Raw genomic sequence first — 19,422 nt, 5'->3', positions numbered from 1 at the left:
TCACTGTGTGTCAATCACCCTGAGGGGTGACTCAGTGGAGCAGGTTGTCAAAGTCCCCGTCGCGGACACCGCCCAGGAACGCCTCGATCTCCGCCGGCGTGTAGATCAGGGCGGCACCCTCCGGGTCGCGTGAGTTCCGCATGGCGACGCTGCCGTCCGGGAGTGCGGCGCACTCGACGCAGTTGCCGCTGGGGTTGCTCCGGCCACTCTTCTGCCAGGTCACACCCTCCAGCTGCCCGGCGGGCATGCCGTTAACAATGCGCGTCATTACTTGCTCCCTAACGGTTTGACCGGTCCGGGGACCGGCTCTGTGTGTCACGCCGGCTACTTGCTGTGCAAATGCACGTGCATTTGGCCTTGCGTTCTCACATGATTGTGAGCATGATAACGCACGAGCCCCACCGAAAGTGGGTCACGGAGGGTGACATCTTTGAGTGACGGGTCGGTCGCGGAAAGGCCCCTGCCACCCTCGACGCGAGGCTCCCTGGCGGGGGCGCCCGAGCGGGAGGAAAAGAGCATGACGGTCCCGAACGCCGGTCCGCAGCAACCAGCCCCGATGGACCCCGACGGTGCGGACGCCAGAAGGGGCAACCCGGCGATGCTCTACCGGGACGAACCGCTGACCGGCGGCATGCAAGCAGCATCAACCCGCGCTACGGCCCTCTCCCACCGATTCGGCGGGGTCCGGCACCAACTGACCCGCCCCGACAGCTACCCCCCGGCCGAGCACCACCCGAACGACGGCGGTGATGACGACGCGAGTCACTGAGCACGTCCACTGCGCCCGTCGCCGGCGCACCGGAGCGGCACCCGGCCGCCGGGTCTGGGCCCTGGCCGCCCCGATCATCCGCAGCGGACGCATCCAGCTGAGCGTCCCGCGCTGGCCGGTGCACGTCTTCGCGGAAACGGACTACTGCTACGGCATCGGCCCACTGACGCTGCGGGTCGACCGGGTCGAATGGGCCAGGCCGATCCCGTACGAGGGAGACACCTGGCTCGAGGTGGAAGGCACGGTGATCGACCAGACCGGCCGGGAGGGCTCACGCCGCCAGGTGCTGGTCCGCGCCGGTCGACTGCCGCACCCGCCGTCCCGGAAGAGGCCACGCCTGCGGCCCTGAAAAACTTCACACCACGGAGCGACACCCCCGGGTGTCGCTCCGAGCGCGCGCCGCAGGGCGCGTCGCCCGACTCCGGCCGGGCGGTCCGGTTCCCCCGTGCCGGATCGCTCGGCCGGTTAGGGTTGGTCTGAAGATCCAGATCCAATTCCGGTCGTGCGTGGGTGCATGGTGCTGACCGTCGCTCCCGCCGATTGCGGGCTGATTGCATGGGTTTATCTGCTGCCGGCTTGGGGATTCTGCTTGCTGCCGGCTTGGTGCGTGGGGGTTTGCTTGCTGCCGGCTGGTTGCCTGGTGGGGCTTGGGGGCGGGGATGACCCACGCGGCTCGTCAGGCTTGATATCCGCGTGGGTCATCCCCGCCCCCAAGCCCGTGGTGGTCGGCCTTGGTGCCATCGGTCCGGCACGCACCCGCAGCGTCATGCCACCTTCGGGTTTGATTCCGGCGGGGCTCCGGCCGATGTGTTGCCCGCTCTTGTCGTTATGGTCGTTCGTCCCGCGCCGCCGCCTCCGCTGGCTGTCCCATCCCGCCTGGCCTTTGTGCGTCTCCCCGCCGGCTCGCCCCGCCCGGCCCCCGTCTCATCGCCTCCCGCCGCCTCGCCCCGCCCCGCCCCGCGTCGCTGCCTTGGGTCGCCTCGCGCGGCCTCGGCCTGTTGCTGTCGGGTGGATGGCTTGTTCCGACTGGCCATGCGCTTTGCCTTCCTGCTGATTCACCTTTTCGGGTGATCGCGGATGGGGCATTCGGGCGTTCAGTGGGGGTTGCCGACGAGCTCATCACCTAGTCGGACCATCGCGATCGGTCGCGGAAGCAGTGGGCGGCACGCACCGTGATGGTGAATCTGCGCGGTTCAAGGTCGGCGCCGAGCGGCCTCTCAGCAGATCTTGGAAAGCTGACACGATTTAGAGTCTTTTGCATGGCTGTTGTGATGATCGATCGCCATCCCCCGGACGGGCGACACGCTTCTGCCGCGCCGAACGGCCGCGCCAAGCATTGCCGGAGGCCTGCCCACCGCCGAACCCGCAGCACTGGGCCACATATTGAGCAGGATTCTCACATCGCGGAACTCCTAAGGGACCAAAGGGCGTAAAAGTCACGAAGCGGGCAGCGAATTGTCGATCTTGTGGACTTAAGGTTCGGAGCTCACACCACATCAACAAGATCGAAATCTTGCGCGTCGGTGGCGGTCGGCGCGGCCCACGTCACTCCGGCGGGCTATTGCCATCGCCCGATACACCAACCACGCAAAAGACTCTTTAGCACGACCACTGCGCTCCAAGATCTGTCGCCCCGAGCCTTTCCGCCGCGGACGACTGCGCAGTCGAGGTCGAGCCCCCAAGGGGGCGTCGATGCAGCTCACGTCGAGTCCGGCAGGGCGTCGATGCAGCTTAGGTCGAGTCCGGTGGGGCGTCGATGCAGCTCGCGTGGGTCCGCAGGGGGCGTCGATGCAGCTCACGTCGAGTCCGGTGGGGCGTCGGTGCAGCTCACGTCGAGTCCGTGGGAGGCAGGTGAGGCCGAGCCGGGTAGGTCTGGTGCTCGCGACCGCGGAGCGCAGGACTTGGGCTCGCCGGGGCTGCGGTGCAGTTGCCGGTGCCGCCACCTGGTCGCCTGATGGTGATGCTCGGGCGGCGTGATCGTCTGACCCGGCTGCGGCGCGGGTGGCGTTGAGGTCCGCCCGGGTTTCGAGGTCGCGGACACGATTGATGCGGCGCTTGCCGATTGGGGGTCAGCGGTCGGTGTGGGGGTCCAGAACCGGCTTGAGGTCGATGATCGGGGTGCCGTTGAGTGCATCGAGGCCGCTCACGTGTATTCGCCGGCCTGCCACCGCAAGCACGGTGATTCGGTGCAGGCCCAGGGGGTTCGGGCGGTCCGGGGAGCGGGTGCTGAACACTCCGGTCAGCGGGCGGTTCTTGTCGTCGCGGGGGTGGACCTGGAGGACTTCCCGGTCGGCGCGGTCCAGCCAGGTCAGGAGCAGCAGCTCCGCGCCGGGCCTGATGTCGCTCAGGCCCGGCGCGACGCGTTCCTCGAAGATCAGCCAGGCTTCCGGTGCGTCCTCGTCGGCCTGTTTCGGGGCCGTGGCCCGGTTTGTCAGCGGCGACTCGACCCGGCCGATCGGGACTGCTTCGTACATCGGCCGGTCAGGGTTTGCGGGCTACGCCGGCCCAGTAGTAGGCCGCTTCCGGGTTTTCTGCCGGCTCGTCCGGGCGCCAGGCCGAGACCGGGACCAGGCCTGGTTCCAGCATTTCCCAGTCGCCGAAGAAGCGTTGCACCGCTTCGCGGGTGCGGGCCACCAGGGTCATGCCCGCGCTGGTTGCCGCCGCCACCGCCTGGTTGACCTCGGCCGGGTTGAAGTCCGCCGTGGGGTGGGTGAGCGCCAGGATGCTGCCCGACGGCATCGCGTCGCGGAGTTCGTCCACCAGCGACCACGGGTTGTCCTCGTCCGACAGCAGCATCAGGATCGCGATCAGGGTGAGGCCGACCGGCTTGGTCAGGTCCAGCGTCCGGGTCAGGAGCGGTTCCGTGAGGATCGAGCGGGGCTGCCGGATGTCGGCCGAGATGTACTCGCTGCGGCCCTCCTCGGTGCTGATCATCAGGGCCCGGGCGTGGACCAGCACGATCGGGTCGTTGTCCACATAGACGACCCGGGTCTCCGGGGCGATGCGCTGCGCGACCTCGTGCAGGTTCGGCCGGGTGGGGATGCCCGTGCCGATGTCCAGGAACTGCCGGATGCCTTCCTTGGCGACCAGGTCACGGGCCGCGCGGTGGACGAACTTGCGGTTCTCGCCGGCCATGTAGCGCATGGCCGGGATGGCCTTGATGATCGCCTCGCCGACGGCGCGGTCGACCGCGAAGTTGTCCTTGCCACCCAGCCAGTAGTCGTAGATGCGGGCCGAGTGGGGCACGTTGATGTTGACGCCCGGCGGAGCGACCTCCACCGGTGGGGAAAGTTCGCTGTCCTGCGTCACGACCGCCTCCTCGTTCAGGCCACCCCTGGCCGTCTGGTACGTACCGGGGTGAGCCTAGCCGGAGAAGGTGATCAATTTTAGACTTGTCGCTCGATCGAAACTACTCAGCGCAGTCAGTATCAGGCCGCGGACGCACTGTCGCGGTAGGAGCGCAGGTGCGCGTCGCGGGGTGAACTTGCGACGACCCGGTCACGTCCGCCGTGCTTGGCGACGTACAAACGTCTGTCTGCTGTGGACAGCAGGGTGGCCTGGGCCGGGTTCGACAGGTCGCGGAGGTCGGCGGCGCCGATGCTCACAGTGACGGGCAGTCCGTGGGTCAGCTCGGCCCAATCGTAGTAGCTGATGGCCCGGCGTACGCCTTCCAGCTGGGCGGCCGCCTCGGCCACCTCGGTGCCGGGCAGCACCATCAGGAATTCCTCGCCGCCCATCCGGACCACGAAGCCCTCCGGCGCGACCGCGGCCAGCTCCGTCTCCAGCAGCTTGGCGACCAGCACCAGCACCTGGTCTCCCACGTCGTGCGACAGCTGGTCGTTGATCCGCTTGAAGTGGTCCAGGTCGACGATCGCCACGGTCAGCGGGCCGCCGGCGTCGATCAGCTCCGGCAGCTCCTCGTCGAGGAAGCGCCGGTTGTGCAGCCCGGTCAGCGGGTCGCGGCGGGCCTGCTCGCGGAACCGCTCGGCCTCCTGCCGGGCCTCGGTCGTCTCGAACATCGCCTGCCGGGTGCGGGCCTGTGCCTCCCGTTGCGAGGAGTGCAGCGCGTTGTGGGCGGAGAAGAAGACCTTGTGTACGGCAAAAGCCTCCGCGAACTCACCCCGCGCCGCATGCAGCTCGGCCTGCTCCTGGTGCACCCGGACCAGCACGTCGCCGAGGCCACGCCGGACGCAGAGCTCCCGGGACGCGTCCAGGCTGGCCTGCGCCCGATCGGTGGCGCGCAGGAAACGCTGGGCCCGCGCGAGCGTCAGCATGTACTCGGCCAGCGCGTCCGCGTCCTCGTAATTGCCCTCGTGGTGGCGGCGTACCGCCTCGCGCAGGGTGCGCTCGGCCGCGAGGTAGTCCCCGTTCTCGATCTCGATGACGCCGATGGTGTCCAGCACCGCGGGGTCGAGCCGGAAGCCGTGCCGGTCCGCCACCTGCTGCAGCCGGCGCGCGACCTCCTGGGCCCGGCCGTTCTCGCCGGCGGCGTGCTCGGTGTACGCGTAGTTGTTGAGCATGCCCATGAGCAGCCGGGGGTGGCCGAGCTCAACCGCGAGTTCCTCGGTCTGGGTGTAGCGCATCCGGGCGGCGTCCATCGAGCCGGCCAGTCCGAGCGCGTCGGCCAGCTTGGCCCGGTGCCACACGTGCATGTGCGGGCTGGCGTGCTCGTCGAGCAGCTCGACGGCGAGCACGGAGTGTTCCAGGCACTGGGCGGCGTCGCCCAGGTGCCGGTGGATGTTGGCCCAGACCAGGTGGGTGCGCGCCTGCACGACCTTGTCGGCGTGGTCGGTGGCCCACTGGTGGATCTTCCAGATCTGCCGGGCGGCCGCCGCGACCTCACCCTTGCGCATCCGCATGTTGGCCTGGCAGAGGCGGGCCCGGAACAGCAGGCGTTCGTCGCCGAGCGCGAGAGCCTGCTCCTCGATCGTGACCGCGGTCGCCAGGGCGGCGTCGGCGTCCCAGAGGTACTGATCCTCGATCTCGGTCAGGGCGGCCGACAGCTGCGTCGCTTCGTCGTCGCATAGTTCCATCAAGCTCACCCCTCCTCCGTCATCGCACATCATCGACACCGCGGGGCCGGGCTGAAGAGAAATGACAGGCCTTCCAGACGTCCGGGATTGTTGCGCTGCGCTTTCAAATGCTAGCCGTGTGTGAGTGCCGTACCCAGCGTCTCAAACGTGATCCAGCTCGCCACCACCGCGGGTCGTCATCCATGTACGTCGTACAGTTGGCGGATGGCCAAGCGGAACGAGGCGACCCGGGGACGGCTGAGCCGGGACGCGATCATCGTCAGCGCGGTCTCGCTGGCCGACAGCGAGGGGCTGGAGGCGGTCACCATCCGTCGGCTGGCGCAGGAGCACGGCGTCACGCCGATGGCGATGTACTGGCACTTCACCGACAAGGAGAGCCTGCTCGACGGCCTCGCCGATCACCTGATCGAGGCCGTGCGGCTGCCGGCGCCGAGCGACGCCCCGTGGGACGAGCAGCTGCGCGCGATCCTGCACGCGTTCCTGGCGACGATCCGTCCCCATCCGCGGCTGGCCGGCCTCGCCATGCGGCGCATCCTCGCCGCCGAGGCCGGGCTGATGATCGCCGAGCGGGTCCTGGGCCTGCTCCACCGGGCCGGCTTCCCGGCCGCCCGGGCGGCGGAGATCGGCACCTTCCTGATCTGCTCGATGGTCACGCTGGCGAACGGCGAGCCCGCGCCGGGGCCGCCGCCCTCGGTTGAGGGGCGCGAGCAGATGCTGCGGGACAAGCGGGCCCGGCTCGATTCGCTGCCGCCGTCGCGCTACCCGAACGTCATCGCCGCCGCGCCGGCGCTGGTGGTCTGCCGCGACGAGGACGACTACTTCGCGCTCAACCTGGATCTGCTGGTCCAGGGCGTCCGGGGACTGCGCCGCGGCTGAGCCGCCGCGTCCTTGATCACACCGATTGGCCCACGCTGCCGCTTGACGCCGCTATACGCCGTACATCTACGGTGTACATGTACGCCGCACAGTGCGGCGCTCGGTGGAGGTGGAACCGGTGCAACGAAACCCGTGGTCGACCCTGGCCGTCCTGGCGGTCGCGCAGTTCATGGTGGTGCTCGACGTGACGATCGTGAACGTGGCGCTCCCCGACATCCAGCAGGATCTGGGCTTCTCCGCGTCCGGGCTGCAGTGGGTCGTCAGCGCGTACACGCTGCTCTTCGGGGGTTTTCTGCTCCTCGGCGGCCGGGCCGCCGACCTGCTCGGCCGCCGCCGGCTCTTCATCGTGGGTCTGCTGCTGTTCGGCGTGACCTCGCTGGTCGCGGGGCTGGCGCAGAACCCGGAGCAGCTCGTGGTGATGCGCGCGATCCAGGGCCTCGGCGGCGCGCTGCTGTCGCCGGCCGCGTTCGCGATCCTCACGGTGACCTACAAGCACGGCCGCGACCGCAACATCGCGATGGGCGTCTGGGGCGGCCTGGCCGGCCTCGGCGGCACGCTCGGCGTGATCGCCGGCGGGCTGCTGGTCGACTCACTGAGCTGGCGCTGGGTCTTCCTGGTCAACGTGCCGATCGCGGTGGCGCTGGCCGTGATCGTCCCGCTCTTCGTCGGGGAATCGAAGATCACCACCACCGGAACGCGCACCTTCGACGTCGCGGGCGCGCTGCTCAGCACGGCCGGCCTGCTGGCGATCGTGCTCGGGGTCATCCGGGCCGAGCCGCTCGGCTGGTCCTCGGTCGAGGTGCTCGGGCTGCTGGCCGGCGGCCTGGCGTTGCTCACCGCGTTCGTCCGGGTGGAGGCCCGCTCGGCCGCGCCGCTGGTGCCGCTGAGCCTGTTCCGCTCGCGTGGCCTGACCACCTCGATCCTCGCGCTGGCCCTGAACGGCGCGGCGTTCCTCGCGATGTTCTTCCTGACCGCGATCTTCCTCCAGCAGGTCCGGGGCATGACGGCGCTGGAGACGGGCCTGCAGTTCCTGCCGATGGGCATCGCGGCGATCACCAGCGCGGTGCTCGCCGCCCAGCTGGTGACCCGCTTCGGCACCAAGCCGGTCCAGTTCGGCGGCGCGGCGCTCAGCGTGGTGGGCCTGCTGCTGCTGTCGCGGGCGGACGCCACCGGCTCGTACGCGCTGACGATCCTGCCCGGCCTGGTGCTGTTCGGCATGGGCATCATCGCGGTGGGCACGCCGGCCTCGATCGCGGCCGTCTCGGAAGTCACGCACGAGCAGGCGGGAGCGGCGTCCGGCGTGGTGAACGCGGGCTACCAGGTCGGCGGCGCCCTCGGGCTGGCGGCGATCACCACGCTGGCGACGACGCACGTGGAGGGCCTGCTCACCGGTGGCGCGGGCCAGCAGGAGGCGCTGGTCGGCGGCTTCGAACGGGGCCTGCTGATCGCGGCGGTCTTCGCGGCGGCGAACATCGTGATCGCGCTGGGTGCGCCCCGGCTGCACCCGACCTCGGACCAGCTGGCCGAGGCGGCGGTCGCCGCCTGACCCGCGCGGTGAGAGGCAGCGCCCGCGAACTCGGACCAGCTGGCTGAGGCGGCGGTCCCGGCCTGAGCTGCGGCAAGAGGCGGCGCCCGGAACGCCGGACGCCGCCTCTTGCTCTGCGTGGCTACCTGCCGACGGCCGCGGTGGGGACCGGCGCGCTCGTCTCCTCCGGGGCCACCTTCGCCAGGTCGATCGTCGAGCGCAGGGTGATCTGCTGGAACAGCAGGGCCGCGATCACGCCGACCACCGCGATGCCCGCCGAGATCAGGAAGATGTGCCCGGTCGCGTCGCCGTACGCCGCGCGGACGATGTGCTGCATCGCCGCCGGCAGCTCGGCCAGGTTCAGGCTGCTGGTGTCGCCGCCGCCGCTGCTCGCCGGGACGCCGGCCGCCGCCAGCTGGGTGGTGATCGAGTCGGTGACCCGGTGGGCGAGCACGGCGCCGAGCACCGAGACGCCGATCGTGCCGCCCAGCGAGCGGAAGAACGCCACCGTCGAGCTGGCCGCGCCGATGTCCTTGAGCTCGACCGAGTTCTGCACCGCGAGCACCAGGTTCTGCATCGACATGCCGACGCCGATGCCGACCAGGGCCATGCCGATGCCGACGTACCAGAGCGGGGTCCGGTGGTCGATCACCGACAGGACCGCGAAGCCGGCCACCAGCGTCACCGTGCCGGCCACGAGGTAGGGCTTGATCTTGCCGGAGTTGCTGATCATGCGGCCGGAGATCGTCGAGGACACCAGCACGCCGGCCATCAGCGGGATGGTCAGCAGGCCGGCCTCGGTCGGGCTGTAGCCGCGGCCGATCTGGAAGTACTGGCCCAGGAAGACCGAGCCGCCGAACATCGCCATGCCGACCGCCAGGCTGGCCAGGATCGACAGGGCCGTGGTGCGCTGCTTGACGATCTGCAGCGGCACCACCGGCTCGGCCACCCGGGACTCGACCCAGACCGCGATCGCCAGCAGCACCAGGCCCGCGCCGACCATGACGCCGGACTGCCAGGAGACCCACGCGAACGAGCTGTCCACGAACGACACCCAGATCAGCAGCACGCTGACGCCGGCCGCGATGAGCGAGGCGCCCGCGTAGTCGATCTTCACGTTGTCCCGGCGGATCGTCACCAGGTGCAAGGTGCGCTGGAGCACGACCAGGGCGATCACGGCGATCGGCGCGCCGATGAAGAAGCACCAGCGCCAGCCCAGCCACGAGGTGTCCACGATCAGCCCGCCGAGCAGCGGTCCGCCGACCGTCGCCAGCGCCATGACGCCGCCGAGGTAGCCGTTGTAGCGGCCGCGCTCGCGGGGCGGGATCATCGCCGCGATGGCCACCTGGACCAGCGCCTGCAGGCCGCCGACGCCGATGCCCTGGAAGGCGCGGGCCGCGATCAGCTGCCCGGCGCTCTGCGACAGGCCGGCCACCATGGAACCGAGGACGAACACCACGATCGCGACCTGGATCAGCAGCTTCTTGCTGAACAGGTCGGAGAGCTTGCCCCAGATCGGGGTGCTCGCGGTGGCGGTGAGCAGGGTGGCGGTGACCACCCAGGTGTACTGCGTCTGGCTGCCGTTGAGCGAGCCGATGATCTTCGGCAGCGCGGTGGAGACGATGGTGGCGCTGGACATCGCGACGAAGAGCACGAGCAGCAGCCCGCTGAGCGCCTCCAGGATCTGCCGGTGGCTCATCGCCCCGGCCGGGGCGCGGGTGACGGTGGGTGCGCTCATCGCGCGACCTCCAGGGTTCGTTCGGTGCGGGGCATCAGGTCGGCGGAGAAGCGCCGGAGCAGCGCCGAGAGGACGGCGATGTCCTCGGGGCGCCATTCGCGCAGGGCGTCGGCAAGGCGCTCGTCCGCCAGGCGGGTGAAGTCGTCGAGGGCCTGCCGGCCCTGCTCGGTGACGGCCAGCACGCTGGCGCGGCCGTCGGCGGGGTCGGCGGTGCGGGCGACCAGGCCGGAACGGACCAGCGCGGCGACGGCGCGGCTGACCGTGGAGGGGTCGAGCGCGCAGCGCACGGCGAGGTCCTTGAGGTGGCAGCCGCCGACCGGCTCCCCGCCGATCGCGTCGATCGTCGCGAGCACGCCGATGGTGCCGGTCGCCACGGTCTCGTGCCGGGCGGGCAGCTCGCTCTTGAAAACCCGGACCGCCTTGAGCAGCTCGCGAACGTCGGCGAGCAGCTGATGACGGGCGGCGGTGCCGGCGTCGTCGACCATGTGCCACCTCCTCGAAATGGTTGCCACATACAACTATCGGACTAACTTGCCCACTGCGCAAGTTTGCTCATTGGGAAGTCCGTCACATCGTCGCTAGGCTCGCCGGTATGAGCACGACGACGTCCGAGGCGGGCCTGCGGGAGCGCAAGAAGGCCGCGACCCGGCAGGCGCTGCACCAGGCCGCCGTGCGCCTGGCCATCGCGCACGGCGCCGACAAGATCACGGTGGAGGCGGTGGCCGACGCGGCCGGCGTCTCCCGGCGCACGTTCTCCAACTACTTCGCCAACAAGGAAGAGGCCCTGCTCTACGGCGACCAGCAGCGGATCGGCGCGCTGATCGGCATCGTGCAGGCGCGGCCCGCCGACGAGCGGCCGTGGGTGGCGCTGACCGAGGCGGCCCGGGAGTTCTACCGGCAGCTGGGCACGCTCGACCCGGCGTGGGTGGCGCAGACCCGGCTGCTGCGCAGCCAGCCCGCGCTGCTGGCGCAGCAGATCAACACCTTCGCCGCCGCGGAGCGCGAGCTGGCCGCGGCGGTCACCGCCCGGATGACCGAGCCCGACCCCTCGGGGGTACGCGCCAGACTGGCGGCCGCGACGTTCATGGCGGCGCTGCGGGTGGCGCTGCACATCTGGCTGGACGCCCCGGCGGACGCGTCCCTGGGTGATCTGGTGGACCGGGCCCTCGCCGAGGCCGGCCGCGGCTTCGCCTGAGCCACCCGGGGCGCGGCGCCGGGAGTGGGGGCTCCCGGCCGCAGTACCGTCGTGATGATCACCAATCGGGTTCAGGAGGCAGGGCATGCGCAAGACGATGGTGGACGTGCCGACCGAGGACGGGGTCGCGGAGGCGTACCTGGTCGTGCCGGCGGGCGACGGGCCGTTCCCGGGTGTGCTGTTCTTCATGGACGCCTTCGGGCTGCGTCCGCGCCTGTACGAGATGGCCGAGCGGATCGCCGAGCGCGGGTACGCGGTGCTGGCGCCGAACCTCTTCTACCGCAGCGCCCGCACCCCGATCGCCGACACCAGCAACCTGACCGACCCGGACGCCCGCGGGAAGATCTTCGGCCGGCTCATGCCGATGATACAGGCGCTGGACACCGCCGCGATCACCCGCGACACCCGGGGCTACCTCGACTTCCTGGCCGCGCAGGACGGCGTCTCGGCCGGGCCGGACGCGATCGTCGGCTACTGCATGGGCGGCCAGAACGCGCTCAAGGCGATGACCGCCTACCCGGAGCGGCTGGTCGCGCTGGCCAGCTTCCACGGCGCCCGGCTCGCCACCGAGGAGCCGGACAGCCCGCATCTGCGGGTCGGCCGGATCACCGGCGAGGTGTACTTCGCCCACGCCGACCACGACCACGCGATGCCGCAGGAGCAGATCGACCGGCTCGAGGCCGCCCTGGACGCGGCCGACGTGCGGTTCCGCTCGGAGATCTACCCGGGCGCCGAGCACGGTTTCACCATGGCGGACACAGCGGCCTACTCCGCCGAGGCCGAGAAGCGGCACTGGGAGAAGCTGTTCGAGCTGCTCGACACCGCCCTGCCCACGCCGGCCCGCTGATCGCGGGCCGCGCGGAAGGCCTCAAGTTCCCTGCGCACTGGTCGATTGACGGGTTCGGAAGAGTCCCGACCAGGGCCAGGAGGTCACATGCACGGCCCTCGATCATTTGCTGCCCGGTGGCGTCAGCGCCGGCTCGACCGCCGCAGCGACGCCGGTTCGATGCCGCTGGCCATGCTCGTCACCCTCGTCGGGGTCTCGCTGAGCGCGGGTCTGGGCGGGGTCGTCATGGACCAGTTCAAGCAGAGCCAGCGGCTCGCCGACCGGGTGGCGGCCGTGGATGCCGCCCAGGCCGGGCTGGACGCCGGGCTCAAGGCGATCCGGGACACCTACGCCGTGACCGGCGCGCTGCTGGACAAGCTGCCCTGCGGCGTGCTCACCCCGCCCACCGACCCCACCAAGAACCCGTTCGCGGCGCTCGGCAAGTCCACCAGCGCCACGCCCGGCTACACGACGACGGTCGGCTACTTCCTCACCAACCCGTCCAACCTGGTCGGGCAGCTCCAGGCCCTCGGCCCGCTGACCAACATCAACAAGCTGGCCAGCGGCCGCGCCCTGACCGATGTCGTGACCGGGGTGACCGACACGGTCGGGCTGGCCAAGGCCCTGACCAGCGCGGTCGGCTGCGTCGGCAGCGACGTGAACGGCAATGGCGGGACGTTGCAGCAGGTGCCGCTCTACGGCCTGCTGCGCTCCGAGGGCAAGGTCGGCGGCACCAAGCGCGTCCTGTACGCGACCTACACGTTCCACACCAGCGAGGACAACATCCCCGGTGGCCGGATCGTGGTCAACGCCACGAACGTCGCCACCAAGCTCTGCCTCGGTGACCTCAACGGCACGCCGAAGCCCGGCGACGCGGTGAGCGCTGTGCCCTGCACCAGCCCCGACGAGCAGGCCGCGTTCATCTACCCGAACAACCTGTCCCTGGTGCTCGCCAACACCCGCGCGCCGACGGTCACCAACAAGCTCACCGGGCTGCCGGTCACCAGCACCGGCGGGACGACCTACACCTACGGGCTGTGCATCACCGCGACGACGTACGCCACCGACGCGCCGGTGAAGTTCCAGGAGTGCGTGAGCCCGAAGCTCGCCACCCAGCAGTGGAACTACGACGTCAACCCGCAGACCTACTACGCCAACGACGGCCTGAACGGCGCCGCCCGCTACTGCCTCAACGCCAAGGACGCCACCGTCGGTTCCCCCATCGTGCTGCGCAAGGGTGGGTCGAACTGCGGCTCGGCGAACAGCAACCAGCGCAGCTTCCAGCCGGAGGCCTCGGTCGGCCCCGGCGGCGCCGGCCCGAAGAGCAAGCAACTGGTCAGCACCCAGGAGGTCGGCCGCTGCCTCGACCTCACCAACGAGAACGTGAACAACAACGTCAAGGCGCTGATCACGTACCCGTGCAAGCAGAGCTTCGTCAGCGACGTCTACTGGAACCACAAGTGGATCGCGCCGTCGGTGGTTGCACCGGCCTACAAGGCCATCGGGCAGATCTCCACCCAGCCGCCGAACCTGGTGCCGTACTGCATGAAGAGCCCGGGGGTCGCCAACGCGTTCGTCTGGGTCGCCAAGTGCTCCGACGGCGGGGTCAACCTGCAGTGGACCGTCTACGAGGACGCGCCGACGTACAAGGAGTCGTACCAGATCGTCGACCAGTTCGGGCTCTGCCTGATGCCGGCCGGCTCGCTGGGCGCCGCCTACCGGTACAACGGGCTGTGGAGCGAGGTGATCGTCTCCACCTGCACCGGCAAGGAGATCCAGAAATGGAACATGCCGTCGTCGGTGGACCCGAGCCCGCTGAAGTCGATGAAGGAGAAGTAGGTCAGTCGTCCAGCAGACCCGGGAAGTAGCGGCGCAGCGCCACCACGTCGTACACCTGCCGGATCCCGCTGATGGCACCGTCGGCGACCGTGACGAACTCGGCGATGCGGACGACCCCGAAGGGGGCGACGCAGTCGTAGACGAGGACGGCACGGTCGCCGGCGCAGGTCGTGGCGGCGACGGTGACCGGGTCGGCGAACGCGGCGATCCGGTCCAGCGTCTGCACCAGCTCCTCGTCGTCGACCGGCAGATCGAGGTTCCACTCGATCTCGGCGTCGGCGGCGATGACCCGGCGCACCGCGCGGGGGTCGCAGTTGATCCAGGACTGGGCGTAGAAGGCCACGACCTCTGCCGTACCCGACATGGTCAGCCGGCCAGCATCTGGTCGCCGCCGACGAACGTGTAGCCCTGCGCCTTGAGCCCCGTGACCAGGTCCTTCAGGTAGCTCGTGCCGAGGTACGGGTGGTAGAAGAAGCTGGCCACCCCGTCGCGGACGACCAGGTTGCGGCCGGCCGAGGCGAGCAGGTCGGCGGGCAGCCGGGCCGGGTGGTTGTTGTACGAGTCCGGCTCCACGTTGCCGATGTTCTCCGGGATGACCACCGAGCCGTAGACGTCGCGGACGGTGTACGGGAAGAACTGGCCGAACTGCCGGGTGTAGTCGAACTTCGCGCCGGTGAGCACGCCCGGGAAGTACAGGCCCCGGTCGTAGCGCTTGCCCATCAGCGAGTTGACCGCCTGGTAGTCGACCGCGCTGCCGGCGTAGTGCGGGAACTCGAACGTGCTCGGCACGCCGAGGCCGGCCAGGGCGAAGGTCAGGCCCGAGGCGGCGATCCGGCTCGCGGCCCACGAGGCCGAGTCACCGGGCACGGGGCCGTCGTAGATGACGCTGTTGTTCGCGTCGACGTGTGCCGAGTAGAACTCGAAGTCGTTGGCGCTCTCGCCGTCGTACGGGTTCGCCACGCTGCCGAACTGGTGGGTGTAGCCGTGCATGAGCAGCGTGCCGCCGCGCTGCTGCAGGTACTTCAGCGCCGCCACCACCTTCGGCCGCTGCACCAGCGTGTAGTCCTGCGCCTTGCCGTTGTTCTGCACGCCCTTGGGGTCGCGGTACCGCGGGTAGACGGCGACGCTGAACGGCACCTTCTGCGCGTACAGGTAGTCGGCGATCGCGCGCAGCTCGGCCGGGTCGGAGTCGGGGCCGACGTCCTCGATGCGGGCCAGCGCGCGGTGCCGCTCGCGGGCGACGCCGGTGTCACCGAGCGCGTCGAAGAGCAGGTCGGCGAAGGCCAGGTAGCGGTCGTCGTGGGTGACGTAGGCGAACGGGATCTCACCCACGTAGGTGAGGTTGCCCGACTGCACCGCCCACGGGAAGCTGGTGCCGTCCGGGCGTACCGCGGTCGCCAGGGTCTTGACCTTGGCGGCGTCGGTGATCGCCAGGTTCATGATCCCGGACCGGTCGGTGGTGTCGCGGGTCAGCTTGCGGCCCTTGTAGCCCACCTCGGCCACCGCGGCGAAGTCGAACGCGCCGCTGGTGAAGCCCCGGGTGGCGGCGAACGCGGCGTCCCGCGCGGCGAGCTGCCAGATGTTGTCGAAGACCCAGGTGACCGGCTTGGTGGTGGCCGTGACGTCGTCCAGGAAGGCGTCCGGCAGCGGCTCGTCGTAGGTCGAGCCGAGGTAGATCACCGCGGTGAACGCGCTCAGGTCGCCGGCCTGGTAGTTCGCCACCGGCTCGGCGGTCCAGGAGCCGAAGTGCGAGGCCAGGTTCGCCGTCTGGGTCGCGTAGACCTCGCCCAGCCAGCCGTAGTCGCCGGTGGTGTCGTAGAGGACCAGCGTCTTCGCGGTGCCACCGCCGGGCGCGGCCTTGCCGGACTTCGCGGCGATCGAACCGACGGCGGAGGTCCGGACGGCGGCGTCGGCGTTGACCACGCCGACACCGAGGGCGGCGGTCGCGGTGGCCGCGATGCCGGCGCCGAGCAGGGCGCGGCGGGAGATCTTGGAGATGCGCATCAGAAGGACGCTCCGAACGTGGCGGTGGTGGCGGGGGAGGCGCCGGCGGGCATGGGTGCCGGGGCCGGGGCGAGGCCGAGCAGGGCGGCGGTGGCCTGGGCGGTGCGGGCGGCGGCGAGCCCGTCGCCGTACGGGTTGCCCCCGGCGGTCATCGCGTCGCGGCGCACCTTGCTGTCGAGCAGCACGGCCGCCTCCTTGACGATCAGGTCGGTGTCGGAGCCGACCAGCCGGGCGCAGCCGGCGTCCAGCGACTCGACCCGCTCGGTCACGTCGCGCAGCACCAGCGCCGGCACGCCGAACGACGGCGCCTCCTCCTGGATGCCACCGGAGTCGGTCAGCACCAGGTAGGCCTCCGACAGCAGCCGGGACAGGTCCGGGTACGGCAGCGGGTCGGTGACGGTCACCCGGTTGACGCCGGCGAGGCCCGCCTCGACCTGGGCGCGGACGGCCGGGTTGGGGTGGCTGGGCAGGATCACGTCGATGTCGGCGTACCGCTCGACCAGCGTGCGGACCGCGGCCAGGATGCGGTCCAGCGGCGCGCCCCACGACTCGCGCCGGTGTGCCGTCACGACCACCAGCCGGCGCCCGGCGGCGTTCGCCCGGACCGCCGCGACCTGCGCGTTCTCGAACGGCAGCCGGCGCCCGGCGACCGCCAGCGTCGCGTCCACCACGGTGTTGCCGGTGATCAGCACGTCCGCGGTGTTGATGTTCTCGTCCAGCAGGTTCATCGCGGCCAGCGGCGTCGGCGCGAGGTGCAGCGCGGCGACCTGGGCGACCAGCCGGCGGTTCGCCTCCTCGGGGAACGGCGAGTCGAGGTCGCCGGAGCGCAGCCCGGCCTCGAGGTGCACGACCGGGATGCGGCGCCAGAAGGCGGCCAGCGCGCCGGCCAGGCTGGTGGTGGTGTCGCCCTGCACGATCACCGCGGCCGGGGCCCGGTCGGCCCAGAGCGCGTCCAGCTGCCGGATCAGCTCGGTGAGCAGCTCGGCCTGGCTGCCGGTGCCGCGTTCGACCCGCAGCGTCACGTCCGGGGTGAGGTCGAAGGCGGCGAGCGCCTGGCTGACCATGGCCGGGTGCTGGCCGCTGGCGACCAGGACCGGGGTGAGCAGGCCGGCGGCGCGCATCGCCAGCACGACCGGGGCGAGCTTGACGGCCTCGGGGCGGGTGCCGCCGATCAGGTGAACTTCGGGGAGCGACATGGGGGTGCCTCTTTTTTGGGGGAGGGGGAACCTTCAGGCGGCGAGTGCTACTTGCCGGGACTGCGGGAGGGGCTCCTCGGCGAGCCGTTCGGTCTTGGCCCAGGCCTGCCTGCCGGCCGCCTGCCGGCCGATCGCGCGGTAGGTGGCCACCAGGCCGAGGAGCAGGAAGATCGGGTACGCGGCCGCGGCGAGCAGCAGCCGGCGCAGGGTCTCGTCGCGCAGCCGGTGCCGGTGCACCAGCGCCCAGACGAAGCCGGGGAAGAACGTGACCGAGAACCACATCCCGGCGCTGCCGGCCAGTGCCGACCAGGTGGGCAGGAACGGCATCGGGTGGCTGACCAGCAGTCCCGCCGTGGCCGTCGTGGTCGCTCCGATGAGGACGACGGTGACCACCGCGTTGATCCAGGGGGAGATCAGGTAGTGCATGACCTCGAGCAGCGAGGTGGGGCCGATCCGCTCGGAGCTCATCAGCCGGCGCAGGTACCGGACGCACTGGATGTTGCCCTGCGCCCAGCGGGTGCGCTGCCGGGTGAGCCGGCGCAGGTCGACCACGGCCTGCTGGGTGACCGAGGCGCGGGAGGTGTAGCGGATGCCGACCCCGTCGAGGTGCATCCGCAGCCCCAGCTCGAGGTCCTCGACCAGGCAGGCCGACCAGGGCGAGTCGCCCAGCGCGAGCAGCGCGGACAGCCGGGTGAACTGGCCGTTGCCGCCGAGGCCGACGGTGTTGATGGTGTCCCGCAGGCTCTGGCAGGCGTTGACGATCGCGCCGAACTCCAGGTCCTGCACCGCGCCGAGCAGCTTGTTGCGGTTGCGGATGCGCACCTGCACCTGGACCGCACCGACCGTGGTGTCCCGCATCATCCGGGAGACCTCGAGCAGGATGTTGCGGCTGCCCTGGCCGTCGCCGTCGATGATGCCGATGACCACCTTGTCCGGCGCGACGCCGGCCTCGGCGGTGCGCTCGGCGATGTAGCGGTACGCGGCGTTCAGCGCCTCGCCCTTGCCCTTGCGGGCGTTCGGCAGGTTCCGGCGCAGCACCTGGAGCCGCGGGTGGCTGATGGCGGCGAGGACCTCGGGGGTGCGGTCGTCGGAGCCGTCGTCCACCACCAGCACCCGGGCCAGCGTGCCGCCGGGGCCGCCGAGCTGCAGGGCGGCGTTGACCGTGGTGCCGACGACGACCTCTTCGTTCAGCGCCGGCACGATGATCCAGAAGTGCTGCGGGGTGCCGTCGCCGTGCGCCAGGGAACTGGTGACGGTGGTGGTGCGGTGCGAGGCGACGTACCGCACCGCGAAGCTCACCAGGGCCAGCGTCGAGACCGGCCAGGCCAGCATGATCGCGTATCCGGCGATCACCAGGTACCAGCTGTCGGATGCCGTCATCGTTTCGCCTCCCCTCGTCACTACCCGTGATGTCGACCACCGTTTCAGGGCCGCTCTCTCGGACGTAATAGGACATTAAGTCGCTACCTAGCGTGACGCAAGGGTGCTGACCGGCCCGCCGGGCCGAACTGACCTTTTGGCCTATGACAGACATCTCGGGCGGGGCGAATCACCGTGAAAGACCCGAAAAGCCGCGTCACCCCACGTGAGGACGCCGACTGACAAACCGGGATAGGTGGTGCGCCTTAGCGAGGATCTCGTCACTCACAGTGGCTTCGAGCGTTTGGACCGCCACGGTCGTCGTGCCATCACCCTGAGTGAGGTTCGTCGGGCTTCCGACTGAACAGATGACCCGTTGTGGTCGGTTCGGGGGCAACGCGCGTTGACCGCCCCTGCCATCATGAACATCACCGCAGGCGGGCGGCTTGCGGGGAAACGGGGCGTTGCATGGGCGGGTTCTTCGAGGCTGCACTCAGCTTCCCCGCCGTCATCTTCACCCCTCTCCTCGTGGTCGTGATCGGCTACTGGCTCGTGGTCATCGTCGGCGGGGCGGACCCCGACGGCGACGGCGGCGACACCGACGGCGGTTTCCTCGGCTTCGGCGGCGTGCCCGCCTCGGTGGTGCTCTCGGTGCTCGTCGCGGTCGCCTGGTTCGCGGCGCTGGCCGGCGGCGAGCTGCTGGGGGCCGTGCCGGCCGGGCTGGTGCTGGCCGGCGCGATCGCGGTGGCCTGGCTGGTCGCCCGGTTGGCCGTGCTGCTGCTGCGGCGGTTCCTGCCGACCGGCGCGGAGCCGTCGCGCGCCGACTTCGTCGGGATGACCTGCGTCGTGCGCACCGGCCGGGTCACCGCGACCTTCGGCCAGGCCGAGGTGCACTCACCCGACGGGTCCTCCGCGCTGGTGCAGGTGCGGCAGGCCGGCAACGACGATCTGCGGGCCGGCACGGTCGCCGTGCTCTACGACTTCGACGCGGACGGCGAGTTCTTCTGGATCGTCCCCGCCGACGTAGCTCTCTAGTTCAGCCCTCTCGGCAGTTCAGCCCCT

At 70.5% G+C, this 19,422-nt stretch carries 18 protein-coding genes; 8 read left to right on the top strand and 10 right to left on the bottom strand.

The features are described from left to right. Positions 1 to 31 precede the first annotated feature (31 nt). On the bottom strand, positions 32 to 268 hold the full coding sequence (locus tag ACIBQZ_RS18060) for a DUF397 domain-containing protein (protein WP_396089789.1): 237 nt from the start codon (positions 266 to 268) through the stop codon (positions 32 to 34). Between the two features lie 249 nt (positions 269 to 517). On the opposite strand from ACIBQZ_RS18060, the gene ACIBQZ_RS18055 reads away from it, so the two are divergent. Together ACIBQZ_RS18055 and ACIBQZ_RS18050 are read left to right on the top strand one after the other, a co-directional pair. Further along, on the top strand, positions 518 to 769 hold the full coding sequence (locus ACIBQZ_RS18055; protein WP_396089788.1) for a hypothetical protein: 252 nt from the start codon (positions 518 to 520) through the stop codon (positions 767 to 769). Then, complete coding sequence (locus ACIBQZ_RS18050; protein ID WP_396089786.1) at positions 750 to 1,118, top strand: hypothetical protein; 369 nt, start codon at positions 750 to 752, stop codon at positions 1,116 to 1,118. The genes ACIBQZ_RS18055 and ACIBQZ_RS18050 overlap by 20 nt, the downstream gene beginning before the upstream one ends. 1,720 nt (positions 1,119 to 2,838) lie before the next feature. Here ACIBQZ_RS18050 and tsaA read toward each other — a convergent pair. From tsaA to ACIBQZ_RS18035, 3 genes are all read right to left on the bottom strand, one after another. Then, positions 2,839 to 3,243, bottom strand: coding sequence for a tRNA (N6-threonylcarbamoyladenosine(37)-N6)-methyltransferase TrmO (tsaA, locus tag ACIBQZ_RS18045; RefSeq protein WP_396089785.1), 405 nt, complete (start codon positions 3,241 to 3,243; stop codon positions 2,839 to 2,841). A 7-nt stretch (positions 3,244 to 3,250) separates the two neighbouring features. After that, positions 3,251 to 4,048 (bottom strand): SAM-dependent methyltransferase, encoded by a 798-nt coding sequence (locus ACIBQZ_RS18040; RefSeq protein WP_396089824.1) that lies wholly within the window; start codon positions 4,046 to 4,048, stop codon positions 3,251 to 3,253. 149 nt (positions 4,049 to 4,197) lie between these two features. Further along, entirely contained in the window at positions 4,198 to 5,802 is a 1,605-nt protein-coding gene (locus tag ACIBQZ_RS18035) for a diguanylate cyclase (RefSeq protein ID WP_396089783.1), read from the bottom strand. 204 nt (positions 5,803 to 6,006) lie between these two features. Between ACIBQZ_RS18035 and ACIBQZ_RS18030 the strand changes: the two genes are divergently transcribed. Beyond that, positions 6,007 to 6,678 (top strand): TetR/AcrR family transcriptional regulator, encoded by a 672-nt coding sequence (locus tag ACIBQZ_RS18030; protein WP_396089782.1) that lies wholly within the window; start codon positions 6,007 to 6,009, stop codon positions 6,676 to 6,678. Positions 6,679 to 6,796: 118 nt separating this feature from the next. After that, entirely contained in the window at positions 6,797 to 8,224 is a 1,428-nt protein-coding gene (locus ACIBQZ_RS18025; protein ID WP_396089781.1) for a DHA2 family efflux MFS transporter permease subunit, read from the top strand. A 121-nt stretch (positions 8,225 to 8,345) separates the two neighbouring features. On the opposite strand, the gene ACIBQZ_RS18020 is transcribed toward ACIBQZ_RS18025, so the two are convergent. Together ACIBQZ_RS18020 and ACIBQZ_RS18015 are read right to left on the bottom strand one after the other, a co-directional pair. Then, positions 8,346 to 9,941, bottom strand: a complete 1,596-nt coding sequence (locus tag ACIBQZ_RS18020) for an MDR family MFS transporter (RefSeq protein WP_396089780.1) — start codon at positions 9,939 to 9,941, stop codon at positions 8,346 to 8,348. Continuing rightward, positions 9,938 to 10,426, bottom strand: coding sequence for a MarR family winged helix-turn-helix transcriptional regulator (locus ACIBQZ_RS18015; RefSeq protein ID WP_396089779.1), 489 nt, complete (start codon positions 10,424 to 10,426; stop codon positions 9,938 to 9,940). The genes ACIBQZ_RS18020 and ACIBQZ_RS18015 overlap by 4 nt, the downstream gene beginning before the upstream one ends. Before the next feature lie 107 nt (positions 10,427 to 10,533). Here ACIBQZ_RS18015 and ACIBQZ_RS18010 point away from each other — a divergent pair, with 107 nt between their 5' ends. From ACIBQZ_RS18010 to ACIBQZ_RS18000, 3 genes are all read left to right on the top strand, one after another. Further along, positions 10,534 to 11,136, top strand: coding sequence for a TetR/AcrR family transcriptional regulator (locus ACIBQZ_RS18010; protein WP_396089778.1), 603 nt, complete (start codon positions 10,534 to 10,536; stop codon positions 11,134 to 11,136). An 85-nt stretch (positions 11,137 to 11,221) separates the two neighbouring features. After that, entirely contained in the window at positions 11,222 to 11,983 is a 762-nt protein-coding gene (locus ACIBQZ_RS18005) for a dienelactone hydrolase family protein (protein WP_396089777.1), read from the top strand. 87 nt (positions 11,984 to 12,070) lie between these two features. After that, positions 12,071 to 13,801 (top strand): hypothetical protein, encoded by a 1,731-nt coding sequence (locus ACIBQZ_RS18000; RefSeq protein WP_396089775.1) that lies wholly within the window; start codon positions 12,071 to 12,073, stop codon positions 13,799 to 13,801. Position 13,802: 1 nt separating this feature from the next. Here the strand turns inward: ACIBQZ_RS18000 and ACIBQZ_RS17995 are convergent, their stop codons facing one another. Genes ACIBQZ_RS17995 through ACIBQZ_RS17980 form a run of 4 tightly spaced genes read right to left on the bottom strand, consistent with a single transcriptional unit; the run spans position 13,803 to position 18,381 of the window. Continuing rightward, a complete protein-coding gene (locus ACIBQZ_RS17995; RefSeq protein ID WP_396089774.1) occupies positions 13,803 to 14,165 on the bottom strand; it encodes a hypothetical protein in 363 nt (120 codons plus the stop codon). Between the two features lie 2 nt (positions 14,166 to 14,167). Next, entirely contained in the window at positions 14,168 to 15,805 is a 1,638-nt protein-coding gene (locus ACIBQZ_RS17990; protein ID WP_396089773.1) for a DUF2334 domain-containing protein, read from the bottom strand. Continuing rightward, positions 15,805 to 17,001, bottom strand: a complete 1,197-nt coding sequence (gene wecB, locus ACIBQZ_RS17985) for a non-hydrolyzing UDP-N-acetylglucosamine 2-epimerase (protein ID WP_396089771.1) — start codon at positions 16,999 to 17,001, stop codon at positions 15,805 to 15,807. Before wecB ends, ACIBQZ_RS17990 begins: the two co-directional genes overlap by 1 nt. Positions 17,002 to 17,034: 33 nt before the next feature. Next, positions 17,035 to 18,381 carry a glycosyltransferase gene (locus ACIBQZ_RS17980; RefSeq protein WP_396089770.1) on the bottom strand — a complete coding sequence of 449 codons (1,347 nt, stop codon included), beginning with the start codon at positions 18,379 to 18,381 and terminating at the stop codon, positions 17,035 to 17,037. A gap of 447 nt (positions 18,382 to 18,828) precedes the next feature. On the opposite strand from ACIBQZ_RS17980, the gene ACIBQZ_RS17975 reads away from it, so the two are divergent. Continuing rightward, positions 18,829 to 19,395, top strand: a complete 567-nt coding sequence (locus ACIBQZ_RS17975) for a hypothetical protein (RefSeq protein ID WP_396089768.1) — start codon at positions 18,829 to 18,831, stop codon at positions 19,393 to 19,395. Positions 19,396 to 19,422: the final 27 nt, after the last annotated feature.

The organism is Actinoplanes sp. NPDC049599 (assembly GCF_044465625.1).
GTDB lineage: Bacteria > Actinomycetota > Actinomycetes > Mycobacteriales > Micromonosporaceae > Actinoplanes.
Note: the sequence above shows the minus strand (reverse complement) of the source record. Positions and strands in the feature narration are given on the sequence as shown.